We start from the raw sequence: 22,039 nt of genomic DNA, 5'->3' as shown, positions 1-22,039 counted from the left end.
ACTCTGACCGCTGTATTACGTTTCGTTAAATATCGCGAGCGCATAAACTTGGTAGTATCGCAATGAATATAGGTAGATTGACCGAGCAATTACAATTGGATAATGAACAGGTTGAACAGTTTGCTCACTTAGAACAACTTTATGACCGTTTAATGGAAGAACTTTTTAGTTTCGACGGTGACCGTAAACAAATGTGGAAAGCCATGCGAAACTTAGTAAAACAAAAAGACATCGAGATTCAAAAGTTACTCGATGCCAAACAAACTCAAAACTATTTCACACTTAAACAAAAAGAGAAGCAGCAATTAAAGCAAGCACTTCACCCAAAAAGTTAGATGCTTGCTGATTGCGAACTTCGGTTAGCCAAAACGAAGTTGTCCATCGACAAACTCAATCACAATGGTTTTCCCCGGTTCAAGCTGACCTGCGAGAAGCGCTTGGGCTAACGGGTTCTCTAAGCGTTGTTGAATCGCTCGTTTTAGCGGGCGAGCACCATAAACCGGATCAAAGCCAGCTTGACAAAGATTATCCAACACCGCATCACTAAACTCAAACTTATAGCCCTGCTCTTCCAAACGAGGCACCAGCCGCTGGACTTGAATTCGCGCGATTTCCCGGATCTGAGCAGCTTCTAAAGGATGAAACACGACGGTTTCATCAATACGGTTAATAAATTCAGGTCTAAATTGCTGCGATAAAACCTCCATGAGTGCCACTTTAATTTCCTCATGAGTCATTTGGCCATGACGCTCTTGAATAATATCGGAACCAAGATTAGAGGTCATGATGATGACTGAATTACGAAAATCGACGGTACGCCCTTGTCCATCGGTTAGCCGCCCATCATCAAGCACTTGCAGTAAGATATTGAATACATCTGGATGGGCCTTTTCAACTTCATCTAGTAATATCACCGAGTACGGGCGTCGCCTCACCGCCTCGGTTAAATAACCACCTTCTTCATAACCCACATAACCGGGAGGTGCACCGACTAAACGCGCAACCGAATGTTTTTCCATAAACTCAGACATGTCAATGCGGACCATTGAGTCTTCGGTATTAAACATAAATTCAGCAAGCGCTTTACATAACTCAGTTTTACCAACCCCTGTGGGCCCTAAAAATAGAAACGATCCAATGGGGCGGTTTGGATCAGACAAACCTGCTCGGCTGCGCCGAATAGCGTTTGATACTGCCACCACAGCTTCGCTTTGGCCGATCACTCGGGTATGTAACCCTTGTTCCATGCGCAACAGTTTCTCACGCTCGCCTTCGAGCATCCGGTTTACTGGTATTCCCGTCCAACGCGAGAGCACATCGGCAATTTCGGCATCGGTTACTTTATTGCGCAGTAAACTCATGTCTTGCATTTCCGCCTGAGACGCCAAATCTAGCTGTCGTTCCAACTCAGGAATTCTTCCATATTGCAATTCAGACATCCGATTCAAATCACCAGCTCGGCGTGCTACGTCCATATCTAAACGAGCTTGCTCCAAATCAGACTTAATGTGTTGAGTGCCAGATAACGCGGCTTTTTCGGCTTTCCATACTTCATCAAGCTCTTTAAATTGCAGTTCTTTATCGGTCAGCTCTTCATCTAACAACATTAAGCGTTTTTGACTGGCGCTATCTGATTCTTTCTGCAAAGCCTGGCTTTCTAGTTTCAGCTGAATAATTTTTCGTTCTAATTTATCGAGCGCTTCAGGCTTGGAGTCAATTTGCAAACGGATGCTTGATGCTGCCTCATCGATCAGATCAATAGCCTTATCCGGTAATTGTCGATCGGAAATATAGCGATTTGACAAATTTGCCGCCGCCACAATTGCCGGATCGGTAATTTCTACAGAGTGGTGCAATTCATAACGCTCTTTTAGCCCGCGTAGTATCGCAATGGTGTCTTCTACGCTAGGTTCTTCCACCAATACTTTTTGGAAACGCCGTTCTAAAGCGGCATCTTTTTCAATATATTGTCGGTATTCATTTAAAGTTGTGGCGCCAACACAATGTAGCTCTCCCCGAGCAAGAGCTGGTTTAAGCATATTGCCTGCATCCATTGCGCCATCGCCTTTACCCGCTCCGACCATGGTGTGTAGCTCGTCGATAAATAAGATCACCTGACCTTCTTCTTGCGACAATTCATTGAGTACCGCTTTTAAGCGCTCTTCAAACTCGCCTCGATATTTGGCCCCCGCCACCAATGAGCCCATATCTAAGGATAAAACCCGCTTATTTTTTAAGCCCTCAGGCACTTCATGGTTAATAATGCGTTGCGCGAGACCTTCTGCGATAGCTGTTTTACCAACACCAGGTTCGCCAATTAACACCGGGTTATTTTTAGTCCGGCGTTGCAGCACTTGAATCGTTCGACGAATTTCATCATCACGACCAATCACTGGATCAAGCTTACCTTGCTCGGCGCGCTCGGTTAGATCAATCGTATATTTCTCTAATGCTTGACGCTGATCTTCAGCATTCGGATCATCGACTTTCTGACCCCCACGTAGCTTTTCGATTGCTTTATTAATATTGTCTTTATTAGCACCTAAGCCACGCATAATATCGCCGAGTTTGCCTTTATCCTCGGTGACGGCTAGGAAGAAGATTTCTGAAGAAATAAACTTATCTTTGCGCTTTTGCGCTAACTTGTCACAAAGATTAAGCAAAACCACCAGTTGGTTAGAAAGTTGAACATCTCCGCCAGTACCTTCTACTCGAGGGAGTTGCTCTAAGGCCTGCGATAATTGAGAGCGTAATGCGCTGCCTTCAATACCAGCTTCCGCCAACAATGGACGTAATGAAGCTGCATCTTGATTTAACATCGCAGACATTAAATGCACAGGTTCAATGAATTGATGATCTCTACCCAATGCCAGTGACTGCGCATCAGAGATGGCTAATTGAAACTTACTTGTGAATCGATCTAGGCGCATCTAACACCTCCACATGAAATAGTTTATTACCTATTATGTTGGTGTTGAACGGCCAATTTTCAAGCTCAATAATGTTTAATTTTCAAGCTAAAGGTAAACTTTGTGAACTGTTTCCAGTTATTCTTCCAACCAGATCGCAGCGGCCATTCTGCCAGTTAATCCCTCACGACGATATGAGTAAAACTGCTGTGCTGAACGATAAGTGCAGCACCGCTCAGAATAGACTGCGGTAAGCCCCGCTTGGGTAAGACGTTGCTCGGCCAACATAAAGATATCAGCAAAATACTTATTGGCTTTATTGCTTGGAGTAAAAGCTAAATATGCCTCTGAGTGACTATCGACAAACGCTTGTTTGACCTCTTCACCCACTTCAAAGGCACTTGGGCCAATCGCTGGGCCCATCCATGCCATCACTTGCTTCGGGGCAACTTTCATCTTAGCGATGGTATTTTCAATGATCCCATTGGCTAAACCACGCCAACCAGCATGAACCGCAGCCACCACTCGACCTTGTTTGTCACATAATAGGATCGGCAAGCAATCTGCGGTCATCACCACACAAACTGCCCCCGGTTGGTCGCTAACACTGGCGTCAGCCTCTGCCATTTGACTGCCACTCAAACTCGCATCAACCACTTGAGTACTATGGATCTGCTTTAGCCAGCAGACCTGGTCTGGCATCTCAGCCTGAAAAGCGACACGATTTTGCTGAACCGCTCTCCGAGCATCGCCAACATGATCCCCTAAATTAAAGGAGTCAAAGGGCGCTTGACTCACGCCACCAAGACGGTCACTAAATATGGCTCGAACATTTGGCGGACAAGGCCATTCAACAAGGTGACTTGGCAAAACCTAACCTAAATCTGGATTAAGTTTGTGGTCGTCACGTAAAGCCTCTGCGATATCTAAAATATCCTGAGGGACCGGTGCATGCCATTCCATCATTTCACCGGTGATGGGATGTTCTAGACGTAACATCACTGCGTGTAGAGCTTGGCGTTTAAATGCACGCATTACGGTGACTAATTCCTCACTCGCCCCTTTTGGTAAACGTAAACGGCCATAGGTTTGATCGCCCAACAAGGCGTGACCAATATGCGCCATGTGAACCCGAATTTGGTGGGTTCTCCCAGTTTCTAAACGCAAACGAATACGGGTATGCTGACGAAACTTTTCGGCAACACGATAATGAGTCACCGCGGGCTTTCCCGATTGAACCACTGCCATATGAGTTCGCTTATTTGGATGGCGACCAATAGGTTCATCCACTAGACCACCAGCAGTCATGGTGCCGGTAACAATCGCTTCATATTCACGGGTCACACGGCGCTCTTGTAAAGCTTCCACCAAATGCGTTTGAGCGGGAACCGTCTTAGCCACCACCATTAAGCCGGAAGTATCCTTATCAAGACGGTGAACAATCCCTGCTCGAGCCACTTCGGCAATCGCTGGATAGCGATATAATAAGGCATTCAGGATCGTGCCACTAGGATTACCAGCACCTGGATGAACCACCATATTAATAGGTTTATTGATTACCAAGATGTCATCATCTTCGTAAACGATGTCCAGTTCGATGTCTTCTGCTTGCGCTTCAACTACATCTTCTAATACGGTGTTTAAGATAATCTCTTCTCCACCAACAACCTTTTCCCTCGGTTTCACCTTAAGTTCGCCATCCAAACGAACACACTCCCCCAATATCCATTCTTTTATCCGAGAACGAGAATAATCGGGAAATAAGGCCGCTAAAGCTTGGTCTAGGCGGGCCCCAGCAAGTTCTTGGTCGACGATTGCACGCAACTCTAATTGTTGACTCATCTTAGGTATTACCTCTGACAGGAAGGCCAAAACCGGCTATTGTAATCATTCTCAGGCTAAAGCATAGAAGAAAATTGTTTACCGGATCATCTTCCTATCATATATCTCACTCGATGATTGACGGTTTAAGTAGCATAGAGGATACTGTTTGCCCATTATTTGAGGTGATTGGTTTAACACTTACCGTGTCCATTGTGGCCCGTGTTACTTTTCTACTATCACATTTATTACCAAGATGACTTTTAGCCAAATTATGCGCATTTATCAGCAAACAATTTCAATCATACTACTTGGCCTTATATTAGGCGCTTGCTCTTCGAACACCAAAGAGAAACCTAAAATCCCTGATAAGCCAGCATCAGAGCTGTATGCCGATGCGCAGACTGCGATTAATAATGGTTCTTTTAGTGATGCCACGGATAGCCTTGAAGCACTAGATACCCGTTATCCATTTGGGCCATATTCTAGTCAGGTTCAACTCGATTTAATCTATGTATATTATAAACGCAACGATACGGCCATGGCCTTAGCAAGCACTGATCGCTTCATTCGCAATCACCCCACTCATAGCTCTCTAGATTACGTCTACTATATGCGTGGCTTAATTAATATGGCGGCTGACCATAATTTATTTCAAAGTTTGGTCGGAATTGATCGCTACGACCGCGATCCAAGTTTTTCTCGTCAAGCCTTCAGTGATTTTAATACTCTAATCACTCGTTATCCTCACAGCGGTTATGCCACAGATGCTCAGCAGCGAATGGTTTACCTAAAAGATAACCTCGCTCGGAATGAGATTTCTGTGGCAAATTACTATATTAAACGAGAAGCCTATATTGGGGCGATAAATCGCGCTCGCTATGTTGTAGAAAACTTTCCAGATACCCCCTCCGCTAGAGAAGCTTTGGTCGTCATGGAAAAAGGTTACAAAGCTTTGGGCGTAGAAGAAATGGCCGAGCAGACTCAAAAAATAATTCAAGCGAACTAATCAATAACACATTTAAAAAAGCGAGCTCATGGAGCTCGCTTTTTTATGAAATCAAATAGCGTCTTCGTTTTCTTCACCAGTACGAATACGGATCACACGGTCTACATCACGCACAAAAATTTTGCCGTCGCCAATTTTTCCCGTTTGAGCAGTCTGAACAATCGCTTCAATACAACGCTCTAAATCATCTTTTTGCACCACTAGCTCTAGCTTCATTTTGGGTAAAAAGTCCACTTTGTATTCTGCACCACGGTATAGTTCAGTGTGACCTTTTTGACGACCAAAGCCCTTCACTTCTGTCACCGTCATACCAGTAATACCAATTTCAGCTAAGGCTTCGCGTACATCATCCATCTTAAATGGTTTGATAATGGCTGTTACTTGCTTCATTTGTACTTCCTTATGTTCATCATTTTATTAACTATGCTCTTTACTTTAAGCCAAGCTTAAGCAACTAACAATGTTTCTATCACCACCTTCACCTTGAAAAGTTTAACAAAATGACTTGCTGCTTATCATTGTGTCAAGCATATCAGCACTTGATTGAATGATTAAAACGGTAAGTTCAAGAAAAAGGTATAAGCTTAAATAGAGTCCAATATTGAGTATCACAATGAAACAGCTAGGTTTTACTCTCTTAGAACTAATGGTCACTGTCGCTATTGCGGTCATTCTTTTGGGGGTCGGAGTCCCTAACTTATCGAATTTATTCCAATCGATGTCTGCTGATGCCACGGTTAATCGCTTAATGCGCGAAGTCCGCTTTGCCAGAGCGCAGGCAATCAACTTAAATCAACGGGTGGTAATTTGTGCATTACAGTCCAACGGCAGTGACTGCGGAGGCACCGTCAATAACGGTTTAACGATTTTTGCTGACAATAACAACAATGGAAAACTCGATGCTAACGAACAAATACTACAAGCAGCGGCCCCCTATAACCAAGCTGGCAAAATAAACTTTTATGGTTCTGTAAATGCTATACATTTTGGTAGTGACGGTTTAGTCCTCGGCCATGGTAGCTCAGCAAGCCTCTATTTTTGCTCTGATAACAATCACTATATTGAAGGTGTAAAAGTTTCTTTAGGTGGCAATATTCGCTTTATCACTGACAGCGAAAAAACCAGTTGTCCCATCTAGCGATGAGCTTAATAGTTTAATTCTGTAAAGGCGCGATTGGCCAGCTCTGAACTGAATTTATCGTTAAAATCAACACATTCGAAAGTACGCAAGTGACCCAGCCTTTTTATGGTTTTACGGTCATTCACATAACGCTGATACAAATCTGCTCGAATATCCCCGATAGAAGGCTGCGGCTTCGATTTTTGTTTACCGGGACTGGCAATAATCACCTGGTCAATGCCTTTTTCCCCCTGCATATAACACTTTACCGTCTGAGCAGAGCTCACCGAAATAGGCAACATCAATACTAACAACAACCATAATAGTCTATTCATCATCCTACCAACATTCTGGATTAGAGCTTCCCGAGGCATTCACTGCGGCTTTAGCCCCTTGCTCATTAATCGTAAAGCTTCGACAATCACTGTCAGCGTTCAACTGAGAACCTATGGCGGTCGCTTTGACAGTGTAAGTGCTTGCCGCAGCCGAAGCGGTTAAGCTTATCGTGTAATATGCACTCTCAGAGTTATAAGTCGTAACTCCAGCAGCAGTCAGCCCCAATGCAGCTAAGCTACTGGCGTAACTCGCATTATCTGCGTAATACTGCTCCTGCAAAACGGTCAAAGTACTGAGTTCTTTCTTCGCCTCATTGCGCCGCGACTCAGCCACAAAGGAAGTATAAGCAGGGTAAGCCACCGCCGCTAATATAGCCACAATCGCAACCGCAATCATCAGTTCAATTAAAGTGACCCCTCGCATCGCTCTGCTCATCTAGTCCTCATTAAAATAAAAGTAAATTTGTTTTGGACTCATATCGACATTTGCCTGACGAGACCCCTGCTTACAAGCACCATCCTCTTCACAGGTATGCTCTTGCTCATCATTTTGGTCATCAAACACCAAGTCTTCACCCGGATCTCCGCCAAATACGCGAATCACCGACTCTCCTTGCTCATCTTCACCAGAATGAATAATCAAGTCATCGGGGACTTTATTTGCCACATCATAATATCGCTGGTTATTCACGTTAGTACCAATATGCATACTCACCGCGTAAGTTCGGCCTTTACCAATTGTAGGAATGGTGCAGGTGGCCGAATTTGTCGTTTCCGGAATAAAGGATGTGAAGTAAACTTCTCCTCCAAGTACTAAAGCACTCCCTAAAGACTTTTCACCATCATCGAGTAAATCATAAACCCAACCTTTGGCAGAGCCCAAAGCGAGCAACTGATTTTCAATCGCCGCTTCATCACTTAAACTACCGATAGGATCACTGGTAATATTGTATAGCTCATCAGAAGTAATTGCGGTGGGCTTTTCTGAAACTGTAGTGAAATCTGTCGATTGGACATTATAATCTCGAAACATATAAAATTTGTTGTTCACACCATTGGGGTCTTTATCGGTCACGGGTTTAGTCCGGTCTCCTGAGCCAATCAACACCGCATCGTAGGGAATTTGCTGTGAGTCGGTGATGGTTACTTGCTCTGCACCTTCACCAGTGGTGATTTGAGTCAATTTTTTAAGATAGGTTCGAACAATGACTGGCTCAGTAAAGAATTTACGTCTTTCGGTCACGGTTGTGCTATCGCTGATGCTCGCTAAGGCTGTCATTTCCCATTTACTTTGATCCTCTGAGTATAAGTCGACTCGCCATACCCGCCCCCCCATATCGCCAAAATATAGACGGTCAATCTTGCCATCTCCATCACTATCCAAAGTCGCTATCTTACTTGGAATACTATGTGTTAAACGGCTATCGCCAGTATTTGTTAAACTCCAAACACGTTCACCAGTCATTGCATCAACGATGAATATCGCTCTTCCTTTGCTGTCACTCACAGGATTCATCGAATCTTGATTCACATCATAACCACCGCCAAAAATAACCACTGGGTTGCTATGTCCTGGCACATAACCGACTGACGGTTGTGACCAAGTTTGACTTAACTCCGACAAACCAGCTGAAGAACTATTCAGCCTCCAAAGCATTTTAGGTGAATCAGGATCGGTTAAATCCATCCCATAATAGGCATCGCCCCCACGACGTAAACCGGTAAATACAAGCACCTGATCTCCCGAAGTGCTGTACTTACCATCATTATCAACATCCTTTAGAAAAACGCTTGGGGTACCATCAATAGCGTATATATGCTGGGAACTTGCAACGTTATTACGTAATGCCAGCTGGCGACCTAACAGCTCATAAGGAAAAAATGCCCAGCTTTCCGCTACCGTCGCACCCGAGTCTTTAAACATATGCAAGGCACCACCATTGGTGCCAACCAGAATACGAATATCCATATCATTCGGGTCGGCGCTGGTACTGGCTGCACCAGAGCGCAAGCCATAATTAATCACGAGCGGACGAGAGTGCAGCGGATCTCCCATCAAGTCATTACGAATGGTGGTATTGCTATCACCATCATCATCATCAACATCCAATCCAAGGATCCAATTTACCTGCTCAGTCAGCGCATCTTCATTTACGCCCAAATGATTGGCCAAATTTGCAGCGGAGCCTGCTTTGGTTGTGAGGTTAGTCGAAGATAAAGTAGCAAAATTGCCGCGGTCACTTTGATTAAAATACACCACTCGAGCTTGATTGCTCACAAGGCTTTCAGATACACCACCTAATTCGACATTGTTGCCATCTTTAACTGAGGACCAATAAGTCTTTGCTTCATCGATAATTGAACCATCGGCACCAATCGCAGGGTTTCCGTTCTGATCACTCATATAACCAGCCGACGAGAGCTGTAATTTTTTTAAATTGCCACGCCAACGCGGACTTAACGAGGGTTTGAACATCGCGTAATACACCCGATCCAGGGTGCGGGTTCGGTCAAAGTTATTACTGGTTACTGCCGGAGAGACTAAGGAAGAGCTTTCTTCATAAATTCCAATCAAGGCTTGGCGAAAGGCTGATTCTAATTCAACGCCATCCTCTGCGGGGTAAAAACGTCCCTGAGCGTTTTCAGCGGTCTTAATAAGCATTGCTGAGCCGCCTTGAATAACATCTTCACCAAAACCAATGGTCGAAATTTTAGCATACTGCCTACCGCTTACGTCTGGGTTGATATCGTTGGTGTTCATCCACTTGGCTAATACCGGTAAATAGCTGGTTTCATTTCCGGTGCCAAAGCCAACCGGATCTTTCCAAGAACAATCCGCGACAGTGCTTGCGTTCTCATCGCAGCCTTGCACGTTATTGGTATTAATTGGCAAGGCGGTTACATTACCATTTTCTTCATCATCAACGGTCGGCGTTCCATCGGTAATATAAATAATGCTAATCGAAGCATCACAGCCCACATCATAGGGGGAGATATAGCTCCCAGAAGACTCTGCGGCAGTATCTCTTTGGCTTCGACGTGAACCTTCCAAGCCATATACCACCGGTTCCCCCGCAAAGTAGTGTTTGGCCTCCATTAAGGTTTCAACCAAGGGGGTTCCACCATTTGCATCCAATTCAACAATACTCGTGATTAAATCTTGATTATCATCGGAGGCTTGAATACGACGAATGATCCGACCACCATGATTGGTAGTATTAAAAACCATCAATCCAAACTTAACCCCATTAATGGTATCTAAGGCATTCTCCATTGCTTCTTGGGCTATCTCAATTCGAGGTCTTGACGTTGTCGAATCTGCATAGTGGTACCAACGTAAATAATTAGCTGAATACAACGTTATCAAGTAACCATCATCGAAGGTATCTTTCGTGGTTCGCTCCGCATCGGCTTTATTTAAAGTATAAAAATCTTCGGTATTACGTGCCGCTCCATTAATGGGGTGGCCCTGTGGAGCGGGAACATAGGCGTTATTGCTTTCCCGGTACTGACCCGGATTAATGGTAGAGACCACTTTGTCATAAAAATTACCGGCATCATCTTGGAGCTTTACAGTAAATGAGCGCGGGTCTCCATTGGCATCGAGTAAACGTCCATCACTCGGGTCGCTGCTTAATTCATAATCATCAATACAATCCAATACGGTATAATTAGCGCCATTATTTAGCCGAACATCGTCCCAAGATCCGCTACCTCCTTGAATACGGTGTTCTCGAAAATACCCAGTGAAAACACCATTTTTGGCTAATGCTTCATAAGAGGCGGCGCAGTTATTAATATCCCAAATAAAGCGGCGATCATCATTGGCGCCAACCGGAATATAAGAACCATCGACGCCATTAACCGTAAAATAAATAAAATCGTTATCGAGACTATTTTGCGAGCTGATTCCAATAGGATAATTTTGGTAACTCTCGTTACCTTGACTATCGCGGTTATAACCTTGGCGGGTCGTGATATTCCATGCCATGCTGCCTGAAGTATCAAAAATAATTAAAACTTTAGGATCTGCAGAATTGAGGCTATTAAAATCAAAAAGAAATAACTCTGTATCGTCTGCCCATACCGGAACCGTCACCGCCGCGGAACACAAGCAAGCAAATAGTCCCGCTTTTAATCGCCCGTTCATTCGCTCTCTCCTAAAATGTGTCAGCAGCCTCTACTTATATTTAAGCCGTTATTTACAACAATGGCTGCTCAATCCCGGCCGCTAAGGAAGTTGCTGCCCGTGCCCCTTTACCATAACTTTTATCCGCCACAACTCTAATATAACGACATTGGCTAATGGCATTATTGCTGCTAGCATTAATGCTTCTCGAGCAGACGTTGTCGACGGTGTGACTCAAGGTACCGTCGACCCCTGGCACCACACTGGATGCAGACATTGAAGACGCCGCAGGCATCGAGCCAATTAAACTTTGTAAGCGAGGAGCCATAATCAACTGATCCATCTCGCCTTCCAATACATTCTCAGCGCCAAGCCGATCACCCATCGCTGAAACGACTTTTAAACCTTGATTGGCACTGCTCAGTAACACCCCACCCAAAAAGCTTAAAATCAGCAAAAACAACATAGCCACAAACAATGCCGCGCCAGACTGTTTCCTCAATTTCAAGTGAATACTCATCAATACACCATATTTCTGAAAAAGATGACCGATTCAAACAACGTTCGGCGATAATGATCATTTGCAGCAGCAACAGCAACATCGCCCAATTCATAACTATTGTTATTAGTATAGTTTTGATCTTCAGTTAAGGAACGGACTAACAAATATAACTTCGCGCCAATCACTCGCCCTTCACTCCACTGCAGCGGCGTCACGTTACTAGCGGCAATAAATTCATTAATCACCCCATCTACACTGGTATCAGTATCCACCCCCAGTAATAACCTCATTCTCTCAATACCTTCCACCAAAGGGCCATTGATGGCCTGCATTCCACTATCATTATGGAGATACAACTTGCGTAAAACAGGCAAGCCTGATTGCGCGCTCACATCTAAGTAATAAACAAAGTGTTGATATTCCCAAACTTGCCGCCCCGGCATATCAGCTTCACTTGGCCAAGGATCGCTACTAGTAAAGAGCTCCGCTTGGGCGGAATTTGCCGCAAAGTAATAACGCTTGGAATTTAAGTCTGCGGCGCTTAACTTTGGAGAGCCAATTACCCGCTTAATACCAATAACATCGGAGTCAAGCACCAAGTTGCTACGCGAACTCACACAAGCATACTGGCCACTTAAAGAGTTACTGTTACTCACTTGACCAACAAACAAAGGACTAAAACGCCCTCCAGCCGATGGAAAAGAGCCTTCTGGGGTCGCGCCAACCCAGTCAGTCAAACAATCGTTAGCACTCGGAATATCGCTTGTAACTAAAGTGACCCCAGCACCTCTCACCATAGGCTTACCGGTATATTCGCCAAAAAAACCAACCATTTTTAGATCTCGAGTAATTAAATGGGTGGCGATTCTGCCACTATCCATCATTTGTTCACTATGATAGGTCGCTTCCGTAGTACGCTGCGAGGCAACCAAAAAACTCCCGATCCCTGCAGTCAAAAACAAACCAATCACAATCGCGATCAACCATTCAATTAAAGTAAAGCCCTGTTGAGTGGAATGGCTCATAGGCCAACTCGTGTAGTGAGTACCATTTTGCGACGTTGGTCTGCATTCACGCCGCAGCTAGCAACAAGAGGATTACTGTGACTCAAAGCAACTAACGATTGTCGAGACTGCCATGTAACCACCACCGTGAGCTCCCCATCGGCCTTCAGCTGCACGCAACCGTTAGGTTTTACTAATCCGCCTTTACCGCCCGCAGACTTGGCGTAAAGACCATATTCCCAGTGATATAAATCATCGTTCACTAGGTCAGCAAAACTACAGTTGCTCAGTAAACCATTGTCTTCTGCACAGGCAGGCTTAACCCTTGCAACTTGGCCCTCGCCAACAGTCACTGTAGCTGGATTATTAGCTTGCCAAGCCAAATGATTTAACCGCACCCGTTCCACCAAATTTTCAGCTAATAACATAGCAACTGTACGTTGATGAGATTCGAAACTAGAACGTTTAGCAACCGCCTGCATCGCGACGACGGCCAGTAAACCCACGGCCAAAATAAAAGAAGTGATGATGACCTCGATCAGCGTAAAACCGAGGTTTCGAGAATATGATTGATGTAGCATCTTAACCGACCCATCCATGATGCTTAATGCCATTTTGTGCCAATATTCAGTCAATCAGGAAAACCAGCGAGCTCATTTCAGTCACGCAGATCCCGCTATAGCTTACGACTTTGAAATGACGATAACCAAGAATCGCGCTTGCCTAAGTCCCTCAGTAATCGGCCTCAAATGGCATACTTCGACATCCAATAATTTGAACTTAGATGACGAGAAGTGTAATTACGCTTGCCTAAAGCCGCCATAGCAGCGTGCCGCGAATAGCCCAAGTCTCTATGTCGCTCCGAATCCATGAGCAACAGCCAGAAGCGAACCTCTAACAACCTAGTTATTTAGTGTATAGCGCAAAAAAGAAGGACATGCCTTCTTTTTTATAGAATATGAGAATGCTGAACGCGCTAGACTAGATCAGTCTTAACTCTGCAGGGACTTCAAAAATAGTATTTTCTTCTCGACCGGGATTCTCTATAACACGAACCCCTCCCATATCTTTTAAACCAGCAACGACCTCTTGCACCAGTACTTCGGGAGCAGAAGCGCCAGCGGTCACCCCCACCCGACTATCAGATTTAAACCAAGCTGCATTAATATCGCTCACACCATCAATAAGGTAAGCCTGAGCTCCAGACTTTTCAGCTTTTTCACGCAAACGGTTAGAGTTAGACGAATTTTTAGAACCAACCACCAGCACCACATCAGACTTTTCAGCAAGATTTTTTACCGCGTCTTGACGATTCTGGGTCGCATAACAAATATCATCCTTGCGTGGTCCTTGAATGGCTGGGAACTTAAGCCGCAGGGCATCGATAATCGCCGAAGTATCATCCACCGACAGCGTGGTTTGAGTACAATAAAATAAATGCGTCGGTTTTTTTACTGTAAGTTTTTCAACACAGGCCACGGTTTCCACCAAATAGATACCGCCTGCATCGTTATTATACTGCCCCATTGTCCCATTCACTTCAGGGTGACCTTGGTGGCCGATCAATACACACTCAATGCCTTTGCGGCTAGCCCGAGTAACTTCCATATGAACTTTGGTTACCAACGGGCAGGTGGCATCAAAAATCTTTAAGTTTCGACGTTTTGCCTCCGCGCGGACTTGTTGTGAAACACCATGTGCACTAAAGATACAGATACTGCCTTCAGGAACATCACTCAGTTCATCAACAAATTCTGCGCCTCGTTTACGTAAGCCATCCACAACATAGCGGTTATGCACAACTTCATGACGGACGTAAATTGGCGCACCAAACATTTCCAGAGCGCGCTCAACAATAGAAATGGCCCGGTCAACACCGGCACAAAATCCCCGAGGGTTGGCTAAGATTATTTCCATTATCGTTCCTTAATGAACCGCCAAAATTTCCACTTCGAAGATCACTGTATGACCCGCTAAAGGATGATTAAAATCTACCGTCACTGAGTCACCAGTAACGGCTCTAATAATTCCTGGAATTTCACTCCCATCTGGCTGAGCAAAAGCAATGATATTACCCTCTTCTGCCGGCGCATCGGTACCAAATTTACTGCGTTCAAAGTGCTGAATATTATCAGGATTACTCAAGCCAAAAGCTTGCTCTGCTGGCAGTTCAAATTCACGTTTATCCCCTGATTTCAAGCCTAGCAAACAGGTTTCGAAACCTTCAGTTAAGCTACCATCCCCCAGCACTAGTTGCGCGGGTTTGGAATAATTGTAAGTACTTTCAGCGATAGTGCCATCTGACAATTTCAACACAAAATGCAACTCAACCGTACTACCTTGCTGGATCATTTAGTGTCCTTAGAATGAGAACTAAATAGGCTATCAAGTACCAATAGCACTGCGCCAACACAGATGGCTGAATCGGCAACATTAAAAGATGGCCAATGGTAACTCCCGATATAAAAATCTAGAAAGTCGATCACATAACCAAAAACCAAGCGATCAAATACGTTACCAACGGCACCGCCAAGCACCAGAGCATAAGCAATCGCCTGCCATTTTTGGGCTACCGAAGTTTTCTTCATCCACCATAGCAACAGGCCACTAACCCCAATCGCTATGGCAGTGAAAAACCAGCGCTGCCAACCACCTGCGTCACTGAGAAAACTAAAAGCTGCACCGTAATTACGCACCGAGACCAAATTGAAAAACGGTGTAATTGGCAGCGACTCATACAAATTAAAGTTAGCTGCGATTGCATACTTAGTGGCTTGGTCAAGCGCAAAAACCAATACGCTCAACCACAGCCAACGCAAGCCGGTCGCTGAAACTTCAGTCATAGCAGCTTGCTTATGCATAGTGACGAGACTCTCCTTCGCCAGCCACATTACTCACACAACGTGCGCACAAATGTGGATGAGCCTCTGTTTGACCAACATCTTCTCGATGGTGCCAACAACGCTCACATTTCTCAGCTTCGGCAACTTCAATCTGCACTTTCATATTCGCTAACTCAGTGCTCGCGGCTTCTGCACCAGCAGATTCTAGGGTATGTAAGCTAACCTCAGAGGTTAACAATACAAAGCGTAACTCATCACCCAGCAAACTTAATAGTTGCGCCAATTCAGTATCAACATAGAGGCTTACTTTCGCTTCTAAGGTGCCACCGATCTTCTTATCACGACGCGCTTGTTCAAGGTTTTTATTCACCTCATCACGAATGGTGATTAACTTCGCCCAAAAATCATCGTTCATCGCGCTATCTTGCGCTAAAGAACTCAAACCTTGATACCAAGTTTCGGTAAACACAAATTCGTTGCGCTGACCAGGCAGAGCCTGCCAGATTTCATCGGCAGTAAAGCTCAAGATAGGCGCTATCCAGCGTGTTAATGCCTCCGCGATATGGTACAAGGCGGTTTGACACGAACGACGCGCTAAACCATCGGATTTAGCAGTATACTGACGATCTTTAATGATATCTAAGTAGAAGCTACCTAACTCGATTGAGCAGAAGTGCATTAATTTTTGATACACCACATGGAACTGATATTGCTCGTAAGCTTCAACGATTTCTTGTTGAACTGCAGCGGCACGCCCCACCACCCAGCGGTCAAGAGCCACCATATCTTCACTAGCGACCAAATGTTGCTCAGGTTCAAAACCAGCTAAATTTGCTAACAAGAAGCGTGAAGTATTCCGAATACGTCGATAGGCATCGGCGCTGCGTTTAAATACTTCATCAGACACACTCATTTCTGCAGTGTAGTTAGTTGATGCGATCCACAAGCGTAAGATATCAGAACCAAGTTTGTTCCATACGTCCTGCGGTGCAACACCATTCCCCAATGATTTTGAAAACTTATGACCGTTGGCATCAACCGTAAAACCGTGAGTTAACACTTGTTGGTATGGTGCTTTCCCATTAATGGCAGTCGAAATCATTAATGATGATTGAAACCAACCACGATGTTGATCTGAACCTTCTAGGTACATATCGGCGGCATGGCCATTAAACTCTTGACGCGCAGCAACCACACTTGAATGGGTAGAGCCAGAGTCAAACCATACATCCAGAGTGTCTTCAACCTTGCGATAACTAGCCGCTTCATCCCCTAATAATTCAGTTGCATCTAAATCCCACCAAGCCTGAATACCGTTCTGTTCAACGCGTTTCGCTACCTCTTCCATCAACTCGACAGCGCGAGGATGCAACTCGTTAGTTTCGCGATGCACAAATAGGGCAATTGGAACGCCCCAAGTACGTTGGCGAGAAATACACCAGTCGGGACGATTCTCAACCATGCTTTCGATGCGACTCTGGCCCCAATCAGGGATCCATTGAGTATTCTTAATTTCTTGCATCGCCTGCTTGCGCAAACCATTTTGGTCCATACTGACAAACCACTGCGGGGTAGCTCGGAAAATAATCGGCGTTTTATGGCGCCAACAATGTGGATAACTATGACGATAAGCATGATGGTGTAATAGAGCACCCGTTTCTTTCAGCTTTTCTACAACATTGTCATTGGCTTTAAATACATGCTGACCTGCAAAAAACTCGGTGTCGGCAAGAAACACACCATTGTCACCCACTGGATTCGCAACTTCTAAGCCATACTTTTGACCGACTGCGAAATCTTCTTGACCGTGGCCAGGAGCGGTATGTACACAACCAGTACCCGATTCAGTGGTCACGTGGTCGCCGAGAATAATCGGCACTTCAAAATTGTAGAACGGATGCTTCACTTGAATCAGTTCAAGCGCAGCCCCCTGGCAATACCCAAGCGCATGAAAGTGAATTGCGCCAAAACGCTCAACACACTGCTCCATTAACTCACGCGCCAAAATAACCCGCTGTTTGCCATCCTCGGTTTCAATTTGAACCAGCACATATTCAAGATGTGCATTCACAGCCACGGCGCGGTTCGCAGGCAAGGTCCAAGGCGTAGTGGTCCAAATCACCGCAGAAATTGGACCTTCACCATCGGCACCTTGTGGATGATCAAATTTTGCCAGCAACGCAGCTTCATCAACAACAACGAAACGCACATCAATCGCAGGAGAATTTTTATCTTCGTACTCCACTTCCGCTTCTGCCAAGGCGCTGCCACAATCAGTACACCAATGTACTGGTTTAGAGCCTTGCATGAGGTGCCCATTGTCAATGATTTTTGCCAAGGCACGAATAATGTTCGCTTCGGTATCAAAATTCATGGTGAGGTAAGGGTTCGCCCAATCGCCAAGAATCCCCATCCGAATAAAATCCTGACGCTGACCATCAATTTGTTTAGCGGCATATTCACGACATTTTTGACGAAACTCGGCTGCCGTCACTTTTTTACCGGGCTTACCGACTTTTTTCTCAACCTGTAACTCGATAGGCAAACCATGGCAGTCCCAGCCAGGAATATAAGGCGAATCGTAATCAGACAGGGTTTTCGATTTCACGATAATATCTTTTAGCACCTTATTCACCGCGTGGCCCAAGTGAATATTGCCATTCGCGTAAGGAGGGCCATCGTGTAAAATAAAGCTCTTCTTACCCTTTTTGGCCAGCCTAATTTGGCCGTATAGATCCTTTTCACTCCAACGCTTTAGCATTGCAGGTTCACGGTTTGCCAAATTACCACGCATTGGGAACTCGGTATTGGGTAGATTAAGAGTATCTTTATAGTCGCTCATCGAATTACTTTTCCAGTCGGTTACTCTGCAAGGCCATAGTAGGCTTTTGCTCGCTTAATATCGAGATTCACCTGAGCTTTCAGTGCGTCAAGCGAATCAAATTTTTGTTCATCTCTTATTTTCAACTGCGGCTCAACCACTAAACGTTGGCCATACAGGTTGGCATCAAACTCAAATAAATGGGCCTCTACCAATAAATCTTTACCATTTGCAGTCGGCCGCCAACCGATGTTAGCAATGCCAGAAAATCGATGTTCAGGCAGCTGCTGAACATAAGCTTTAACCGCAAATACCCCGTGAATAGGGCATACATGACGAGCCACTTTTAAATTAGCGGTGGCAAACCCCAATTGACGTCCTAACTTTTGACCGTGAATGACTTTGCCATTAAAACTAAACTTTCGTCCTAATAACTGCCCAACAGTATTAAAATCAGACTCTGCTAAATACTGACGTAAACCAGTACTGCTGACTCGTTGATGATTAATACAAAACGAGTGAGTTGCCGTTACATCAAAACCGTAACGTTGCCCCGCAACTTGTAAGCTCGAAAAATCACCAGCACGCGCCTTACCGAAGCGAAAATCATCGCCAACAGCAAGGTATTGAATACCCAGCAATTCAACTAACAACTGGCGTACAAAATAATCGGCGCTCAGTTCCGCAAATACTTGATTGAAACGGACCACAAGTAGCCGGTCTACACCCAACGTTTTCAACTGTTGGTATTTATCACGAAAGCGGCTAATTCGAGCGGGCGCTTGGCGTTTAGCAAAAACCTCTAAGGGCTGGGGCTCGAAAATCATCACCACAGCGGGCAGACCTCGCTGGCGAGCCTGTTCGACTAAACGTTTAATGACTTGCTGGTGACCTAAATGAACACCATCAAAATTACCAATGCTCAAAGCACAGCCATAATGACGTGCTTTTATATTGCATATACCGCGAATTAACTCCATTCCGGCGCCTATTTCATCAAAAACCGACGGATTATAGCTTGTTTAGCCGCCAGTTACAGCCCCGAAACTGCTTTTCAGGTGAGCTAATCGGATCCCCAAAGCAAACAGTAAAATAAGATATACGATGACCGCAACGCCAATATAGCTGAGCAAATGCAACATACTGCTATGCCAAGCGAGGCTAAACCATTGTTCTGTTGTTGGTGACAGCCAAGCAATCGCAGCCCCCATCACAATCGATGCAAGGAGAATGCGAGCAATACACCAAGCACTGGCGCGACTCATCTGATACACCCCTTGAAGGTGTAAACCTCGATATAACAGACTAGCATTCAATACTGCAGATAAAGCGGTCGCAATGGCAAGGCCAACATATCCGTAGGGGATCGCAAAAATCAAATTAAGCCCCATGTTACTGACCATCGCGATGATGCCATATTTAACAGGGGTTTTAGTATCTTGTCGGGAGTAATAGCCTGGCGCTAAAATTTTAACCAACATGAAAAATAGTAAGCCACCACTATAAGCCACCAGACTATAGGATGCGTTGAGGACATCTTGAGGGTCAAAGGCACCACGCATAAATAACACCTGTAGAATGGGTTGTGCCAATAGCGCCATGCCCACGGTTGCCGGAATCCCCAAGAAGCACACCATACGTACAGCCCAATCCATGGTTTGCTGAAACTGTTTTGGATCGCTATCCACATGGCGTTGCGACAAGCTTGGTAAGATCACCGTGGCAATAGCAATGCCGAACAAGCCGAGAGGAAACTCTAATAAACGATCGGAGTAATACAACCATGAGATTGAGCCCGTAACCAAAAAGCTCGCGATCAAGGTATCTAATAGCAAGTTGATTTGACTCACCGACACCCCAAATAAAGCAGGGATCATCAAGGTTCGGATCTTCGTCACCCCTGGGTGCTTCCAGCCCCATTGAGGTTTACTCAATAAATTTAGTTTCAACAAAAAAGGCAGCTGAAACAAGAACTGGATCAGACCACCAAAAAAGACCCCCATCGCCAAACCGATTTCCGGCTGCTCAAGATGCGGAGACACAACAAGCGCAAAACCAATCACTGCGACGTTCAATAACACGGGAGTGAAAGCAGCCACGGCAAAACGGCCAAAGGCATTTAAAATGGCCCCAGATAAACCAGTAAAGGTGACAAACCATAAATAAGGAAAAGTAATTTTTAAAAGAAAAGCCGATAATTCAAATTTTGCTGCATCGGGCCCATCTTGTAGCCAAGAAATAAACCATCCCGTGCCAAACAAGGCCGCGATTAATGGCGAGCCAATAATGCCAAATAGAGTCACAATGGTAACCGCTAAACCTAGCGTGCCACTTACCTTGGCAATCAACAAACGCACTTCATCTTCACGATTATTTTGTTTGTACTCGGTCAGCACCGGGACAAAGGCTTGAGCAAACGCACCTTCGGCAAATAATCGACGTAAAAAGTTTGGTATTTTGTTCGCAAAGAAAAATACATCAGCGGCAACGCCTGCCCCCATCAAATTCGCAATCACCACATCACGAACCAAACCTAACACCCGAGAAATCAAAGTCATACCGCTCACAATGGCGCCCGATTTTAACAAGGTTCTACTCAATGCACTGTCCTGTAGCCAATTTATACAAATTCCTCTGCCCTAACATTAAAAATGCTGGTAGAATCGCGCCACAGTTTACCCGCCTATAGAGATCGATGCTACGACCATAACGTTTAGTTAGGTTTTACTTGCTTGGATTTTATAGTTGGTTAAAAATTGTTTGACATAAACATGAAAAACGGGCATATTCCACGGCCTTTAAATTCATAATTCCAAGACAAAGTTCAGGAGTTAACCTTGGCTAATACTAAGTCAGCTAAAAAACGCGCTATCCAAGCTGAAACGCGTCGTCAACATAACGCTAGCCGTCGCTCCATGATGCGCACTAATTTGAAAAAAGTTATTGCAGCTATCGACGCAGGCGATAAAGATGCAGCTCAAGCAGCATACACTGTTGCTCAACCTATCCTAGACCGTTACGCGTCTAAAGGTTTGATCAGCAAAAACAAAGCAGCTCGCCATAAGAGCCGCATTGTGGCTAAAATCAACGCACTTTAATTTAAGGTGCTTGAACAAAAAAACCGACTTTAAGTCGGTTTTTTTATTGGTGAAATTAAGAAGAAACTTAATCCGCACAGTATAAATCATGAAGCTGAACCAGAACTGCTTTTGCCTCTTTACTCGCTAAAGCATAATAAATGGTTTGCGATTCTTTACGAGTCATCACCAACTGATCTTTTCTTAACCAAGCTAAATGCTGAGATAAAGCTGATTGGCTTAATTCAACTCGTTGATTTAATTCACCAACTGTTAACTCCCCTTCTAACAAATGACACAAAATCATCAAGCGGTTCTGATTCGCCAAGGCTTTTAGTAGCTTCAATGCTGGTTCAGCATTTTTCTGCATATTTTGTATATTCATCTGCAAACTCTAAAATATTAATTATCCAAACTATACGTGAAATGACCAAATTCAGCTAGCCGGATCGAGCAATGGAGTCGCCAT

Annotated in this window: 21 protein-coding genes; 4 read left to right on the top strand and 17 right to left on the bottom strand. The window is 44.7% G+C overall.

Annotated elements, in window-relative coordinates; all coding sequences use genetic code 11:
• Positions 1 to 62 precede the first annotated feature (62 nt).
• A complete protein-coding gene (locus ACRRSY_RS04750) occupies positions 63 to 335 on the top strand; it encodes a hypothetical protein (RefSeq protein WP_432454282.1) in 273 nt (90 codons plus the stop codon).
• 24 nt (positions 336 to 359) lie between these two features.
• On the opposite strand, the gene clpB is transcribed toward ACRRSY_RS04750, so the two are convergent.
• The 3 genes from clpB to rluD form a co-directional block, all read right to left on the bottom strand.
• Entirely contained in the window at positions 360 to 2,930 is a 2,571-nt protein-coding gene (clpB, locus tag ACRRSY_RS04745; RefSeq protein WP_432454283.1) for an ATP-dependent chaperone ClpB, read from the bottom strand.
• 117 nt (positions 2,931 to 3,047) lie between these two features.
• The gene (pgeF, locus tag ACRRSY_RS04740) at positions 3,048 to 3,779 is read right to left on the bottom strand and encodes a peptidoglycan editing factor PgeF (RefSeq protein ID WP_432454284.1); all 732 of its coding nucleotides are present in this window, start codon (positions 3,777 to 3,779) and stop codon (positions 3,048 to 3,050) included.
• A 3-nt stretch (positions 3,780 to 3,782) separates the two neighbouring features.
• The gene (gene rluD / locus ACRRSY_RS04735) at positions 3,783 to 4,751 is read right to left on the bottom strand and encodes a 23S rRNA pseudouridine(1911/1915/1917) synthase RluD (protein WP_432454286.1); all 969 of its coding nucleotides are present in this window, start codon (positions 4,749 to 4,751) and stop codon (positions 3,783 to 3,785) included.
• A 253-nt stretch (positions 4,752 to 5,004) separates the two neighbouring features.
• On the opposite strand from rluD, the gene ACRRSY_RS04730 reads away from it, so the two are divergent.
• Positions 5,005 to 5,739, top strand: a complete 735-nt coding sequence (locus ACRRSY_RS04730; protein ID WP_432454288.1) for an outer membrane protein assembly factor BamD — start codon at positions 5,005 to 5,007, stop codon at positions 5,737 to 5,739.
• A gap of 51 nt (positions 5,740 to 5,790) precedes the next feature.
• Here ACRRSY_RS04730 and ACRRSY_RS04725 read toward each other — a convergent pair whose 3' ends face one another.
• Complete coding sequence (locus tag ACRRSY_RS04725; protein ID WP_220718788.1) at positions 5,791 to 6,129, bottom strand: P-II family nitrogen regulator; 339 nt, start codon at positions 6,127 to 6,129, stop codon at positions 5,791 to 5,793.
• A 223-nt stretch (positions 6,130 to 6,352) separates the two neighbouring features.
• Between ACRRSY_RS04725 and ACRRSY_RS04720 the strand changes: the two genes are divergently transcribed.
• Positions 6,353 to 6,877 carry a GspH/FimT family pseudopilin gene (locus ACRRSY_RS04720; protein ID WP_432454289.1) on the top strand — a complete coding sequence of 175 codons (525 nt, stop codon included), beginning with the start codon at positions 6,353 to 6,355 and terminating at the stop codon, positions 6,875 to 6,877.
• A gap of 8 nt (positions 6,878 to 6,885) precedes the next feature.
• Here the strand turns inward: ACRRSY_RS04720 and ACRRSY_RS04715 are convergent, their stop codons facing one another.
• From ACRRSY_RS04715 to murJ, 12 genes are all read right to left on the bottom strand, one after another.
• Complete coding sequence (locus ACRRSY_RS04715; RefSeq protein ID WP_439033345.1) at positions 6,886 to 7,197, bottom strand: hypothetical protein; 312 nt, start codon at positions 7,195 to 7,197, stop codon at positions 6,886 to 6,888.
• Between the two features lies 1 nt (position 7,198).
• Positions 7,199 to 7,630 carry a type IV pilin protein gene (locus tag ACRRSY_RS04710; protein ID WP_432464436.1) on the bottom strand — a complete coding sequence of 144 codons (432 nt, stop codon included), beginning with the start codon at positions 7,628 to 7,630 and terminating at the stop codon, positions 7,199 to 7,201.
• A complete protein-coding gene (locus tag ACRRSY_RS04705; protein ID WP_432464435.1) occupies positions 7,631 to 11,344 on the bottom strand; it encodes a PilC/PilY family type IV pilus protein in 3,714 nt (1,237 codons plus the stop codon).
• Between the two features lie 52 nt (positions 11,345 to 11,396).
• Positions 11,397 to 11,843 carry a hypothetical protein gene (locus ACRRSY_RS04700; protein WP_432454295.1) on the bottom strand — a complete coding sequence of 149 codons (447 nt, stop codon included), beginning with the start codon at positions 11,841 to 11,843 and terminating at the stop codon, positions 11,397 to 11,399.
• Positions 11,843 to 12,850, bottom strand: coding sequence for a PilW family protein (locus ACRRSY_RS04695; protein ID WP_432464434.1), 1,008 nt, complete (start codon positions 12,848 to 12,850; stop codon positions 11,843 to 11,845). Before ACRRSY_RS04695 ends, ACRRSY_RS04700 begins: the two co-directional genes overlap by 1 nt.
• Positions 12,847 to 13,443 (bottom strand): type IV pilus modification protein PilV, encoded by a 597-nt coding sequence (gene pilV, locus ACRRSY_RS04690; RefSeq protein ID WP_432454297.1) that lies wholly within the window; start codon positions 13,441 to 13,443, stop codon positions 12,847 to 12,849. The genes ACRRSY_RS04695 and pilV overlap by 4 nt, the downstream gene beginning before the upstream one ends.
• Positions 13,444 to 13,810: 367 nt before the next feature.
• Positions 13,811 to 14,746: a 4-hydroxy-3-methylbut-2-enyl diphosphate reductase gene (gene ispH / locus ACRRSY_RS04685; protein ID WP_432454299.1), complete on the bottom strand. Its 936-nt coding sequence runs from the start codon at positions 14,744 to 14,746 to the stop codon at positions 13,811 to 13,813.
• Between the two features lie 9 nt (positions 14,747 to 14,755).
• Positions 14,756 to 15,181: an FKBP-type peptidyl-prolyl cis-trans isomerase gene (gene fkpB, locus ACRRSY_RS04680; RefSeq protein ID WP_432461044.1), complete on the bottom strand. Its 426-nt coding sequence runs from the start codon at positions 15,179 to 15,181 to the stop codon at positions 14,756 to 14,758.
• Entirely contained in the window at positions 15,178 to 15,690 is a 513-nt protein-coding gene (gene lspA, locus ACRRSY_RS04675; RefSeq protein WP_432454303.1) for a signal peptidase II, read from the bottom strand. Before lspA ends, fkpB begins: the two co-directional genes overlap by 4 nt.
• Positions 15,683 to 18,514 (bottom strand): isoleucine--tRNA ligase, encoded by a 2,832-nt coding sequence (gene ileS / locus ACRRSY_RS04670; protein WP_432461043.1) that lies wholly within the window; start codon positions 18,512 to 18,514, stop codon positions 15,683 to 15,685. Before ileS ends, lspA begins: the two co-directional genes overlap by 8 nt.
• A 20-nt stretch (positions 18,515 to 18,534) precedes the next feature.
• Positions 18,535 to 19,473 carry a bifunctional riboflavin kinase/FAD synthetase gene (gene ribF / locus ACRRSY_RS04665; RefSeq protein ID WP_432454305.1) on the bottom strand — a complete coding sequence of 313 codons (939 nt, stop codon included), beginning with the start codon at positions 19,471 to 19,473 and terminating at the stop codon, positions 18,535 to 18,537.
• 42 nt (positions 19,474 to 19,515) lie between these two features.
• Complete coding sequence (gene murJ / locus ACRRSY_RS04660) at positions 19,516 to 21,093, bottom strand: murein biosynthesis integral membrane protein MurJ (protein ID WP_432454306.1); 1,578 nt, start codon at positions 21,091 to 21,093, stop codon at positions 19,516 to 19,518.
• Between the two features lie 237 nt (positions 21,094 to 21,330).
• Here murJ and rpsT point away from each other — a divergent pair, with 237 nt between their 5' ends.
• Positions 21,331 to 21,591 carry a 30S ribosomal protein S20 gene (rpsT, locus tag ACRRSY_RS04655; protein ID WP_432454307.1) on the top strand — a complete coding sequence of 87 codons (261 nt, stop codon included), beginning with the start codon at positions 21,331 to 21,333 and terminating at the stop codon, positions 21,589 to 21,591.
• A gap of 67 nt (positions 21,592 to 21,658) precedes the next feature.
• Here rpsT and ACRRSY_RS04650 read toward each other — a convergent pair whose 3' ends face one another.
• Positions 21,659 to 21,955 carry an ArsR/SmtB family transcription factor gene (locus tag ACRRSY_RS04650; RefSeq protein WP_432454308.1) on the bottom strand — a complete coding sequence of 99 codons (297 nt, stop codon included), beginning with the start codon at positions 21,953 to 21,955 and terminating at the stop codon, positions 21,659 to 21,661.
• Positions 21,956 to 22,039: the final 84 nt, after the last annotated feature.

This window comes from Agarivorans sp. QJM3NY_33, assembly GCF_050870865.2.
Taxonomy (GTDB): domain Bacteria; phylum Pseudomonadota; class Gammaproteobacteria; order Enterobacterales; family Celerinatantimonadaceae; genus Agarivorans.
This window is presented reverse-complemented; position numbering and strand designations above follow the sequence as displayed.

Coding starts and splice junctions, on each gene's coding strand:
- ACRRSY_RS04750 (WP_432454282.1), top strand. CDS start 63: ATGAATATAGGTAGATTGACCGAGCAATTACAATTGGATAATGAACAG.
- clpB (WP_432454283.1), bottom strand. CDS start 2,930: ATGCGCCTAGATCGATTCACAAGTAAGTTTCAATTAGCCATCTCTGAT.
- rluD (WP_432454286.1), bottom strand. CDS start 4,751: ATGAGTCAACAATTAGAGTTGCGTGCAATCGTCGACCAAGAACTTGCT.
- ACRRSY_RS04730 (WP_432454288.1), top strand. CDS start 5,005: ATGCGCATTTATCAGCAAACAATTTCAATCATACTACTTGGCCTTATA.
- ACRRSY_RS04725 (WP_220718788.1), bottom strand. CDS start 6,129: ATGAAGCAAGTAACAGCCATTATCAAACCATTTAAGATGGATGATGTA.
- ACRRSY_RS04720 (WP_432454289.1), top strand. CDS start 6,353: ATGAAACAGCTAGGTTTTACTCTCTTAGAACTAATGGTCACTGTCGCT.
- ACRRSY_RS04715 (WP_439033345.1), bottom strand. CDS start 7,197: ATGATGAATAGACTATTATGGTTGTTGTTAGTATTGATGTTGCCTATT.
- ACRRSY_RS04710 (WP_432464436.1), bottom strand. CDS start 7,630: ATGAGCAGAGCGATGCGAGGGGTCACTTTAATTGAACTGATGATTGCG.
- ACRRSY_RS04705 (WP_432464435.1), bottom strand. CDS start 11,344: ATGAACGGGCGATTAAAAGCGGGACTATTTGCTTGCTTGTGTTCCGCG.
- ACRRSY_RS04700 (WP_432454295.1), bottom strand. CDS start 11,843: ATGAGTATTCACTTGAAATTGAGGAAACAGTCTGGCGCGGCATTGTTT.
- ACRRSY_RS04695 (WP_432464434.1), bottom strand. CDS start 12,850: ATGAGCCATTCCACTCAACAGGGCTTTACTTTAATTGAATGGTTGATC.
- pilV (WP_432454297.1), bottom strand. CDS start 13,443: ATGGCATTAAGCATCATGGATGGGTCGGTTAAGATGCTACATCAATCA.
- ispH (WP_432454299.1), bottom strand. CDS start 14,746: ATGGAAATAATCTTAGCCAACCCTCGGGGATTTTGTGCCGGTGTTGAC.
- fkpB (WP_432461044.1), bottom strand. CDS start 15,181: ATGATCCAGCAAGGTAGTACGGTTGAGTTGCATTTTGTGTTGAAATTG.
- lspA (WP_432454303.1), bottom strand. CDS start 15,690: ATGCATAAGCAAGCTGCTATGACTGAAGTTTCAGCGACCGGCTTGCGT.
- ileS (WP_432461043.1), bottom strand. CDS start 18,514: ATGAGCGACTATAAAGATACTCTTAATCTACCCAATACCGAGTTCCCA.
- ribF (WP_432454305.1), bottom strand. CDS start 19,473: ATGGAGTTAATTCGCGGTATATGCAATATAAAAGCACGTCATTATGGC.
- ACRRSY_RS04650 (WP_432454308.1), bottom strand. CDS start 21,955: ATGAATATACAAAATATGCAGAAAAATGCTGAACCAGCATTGAAGCTA.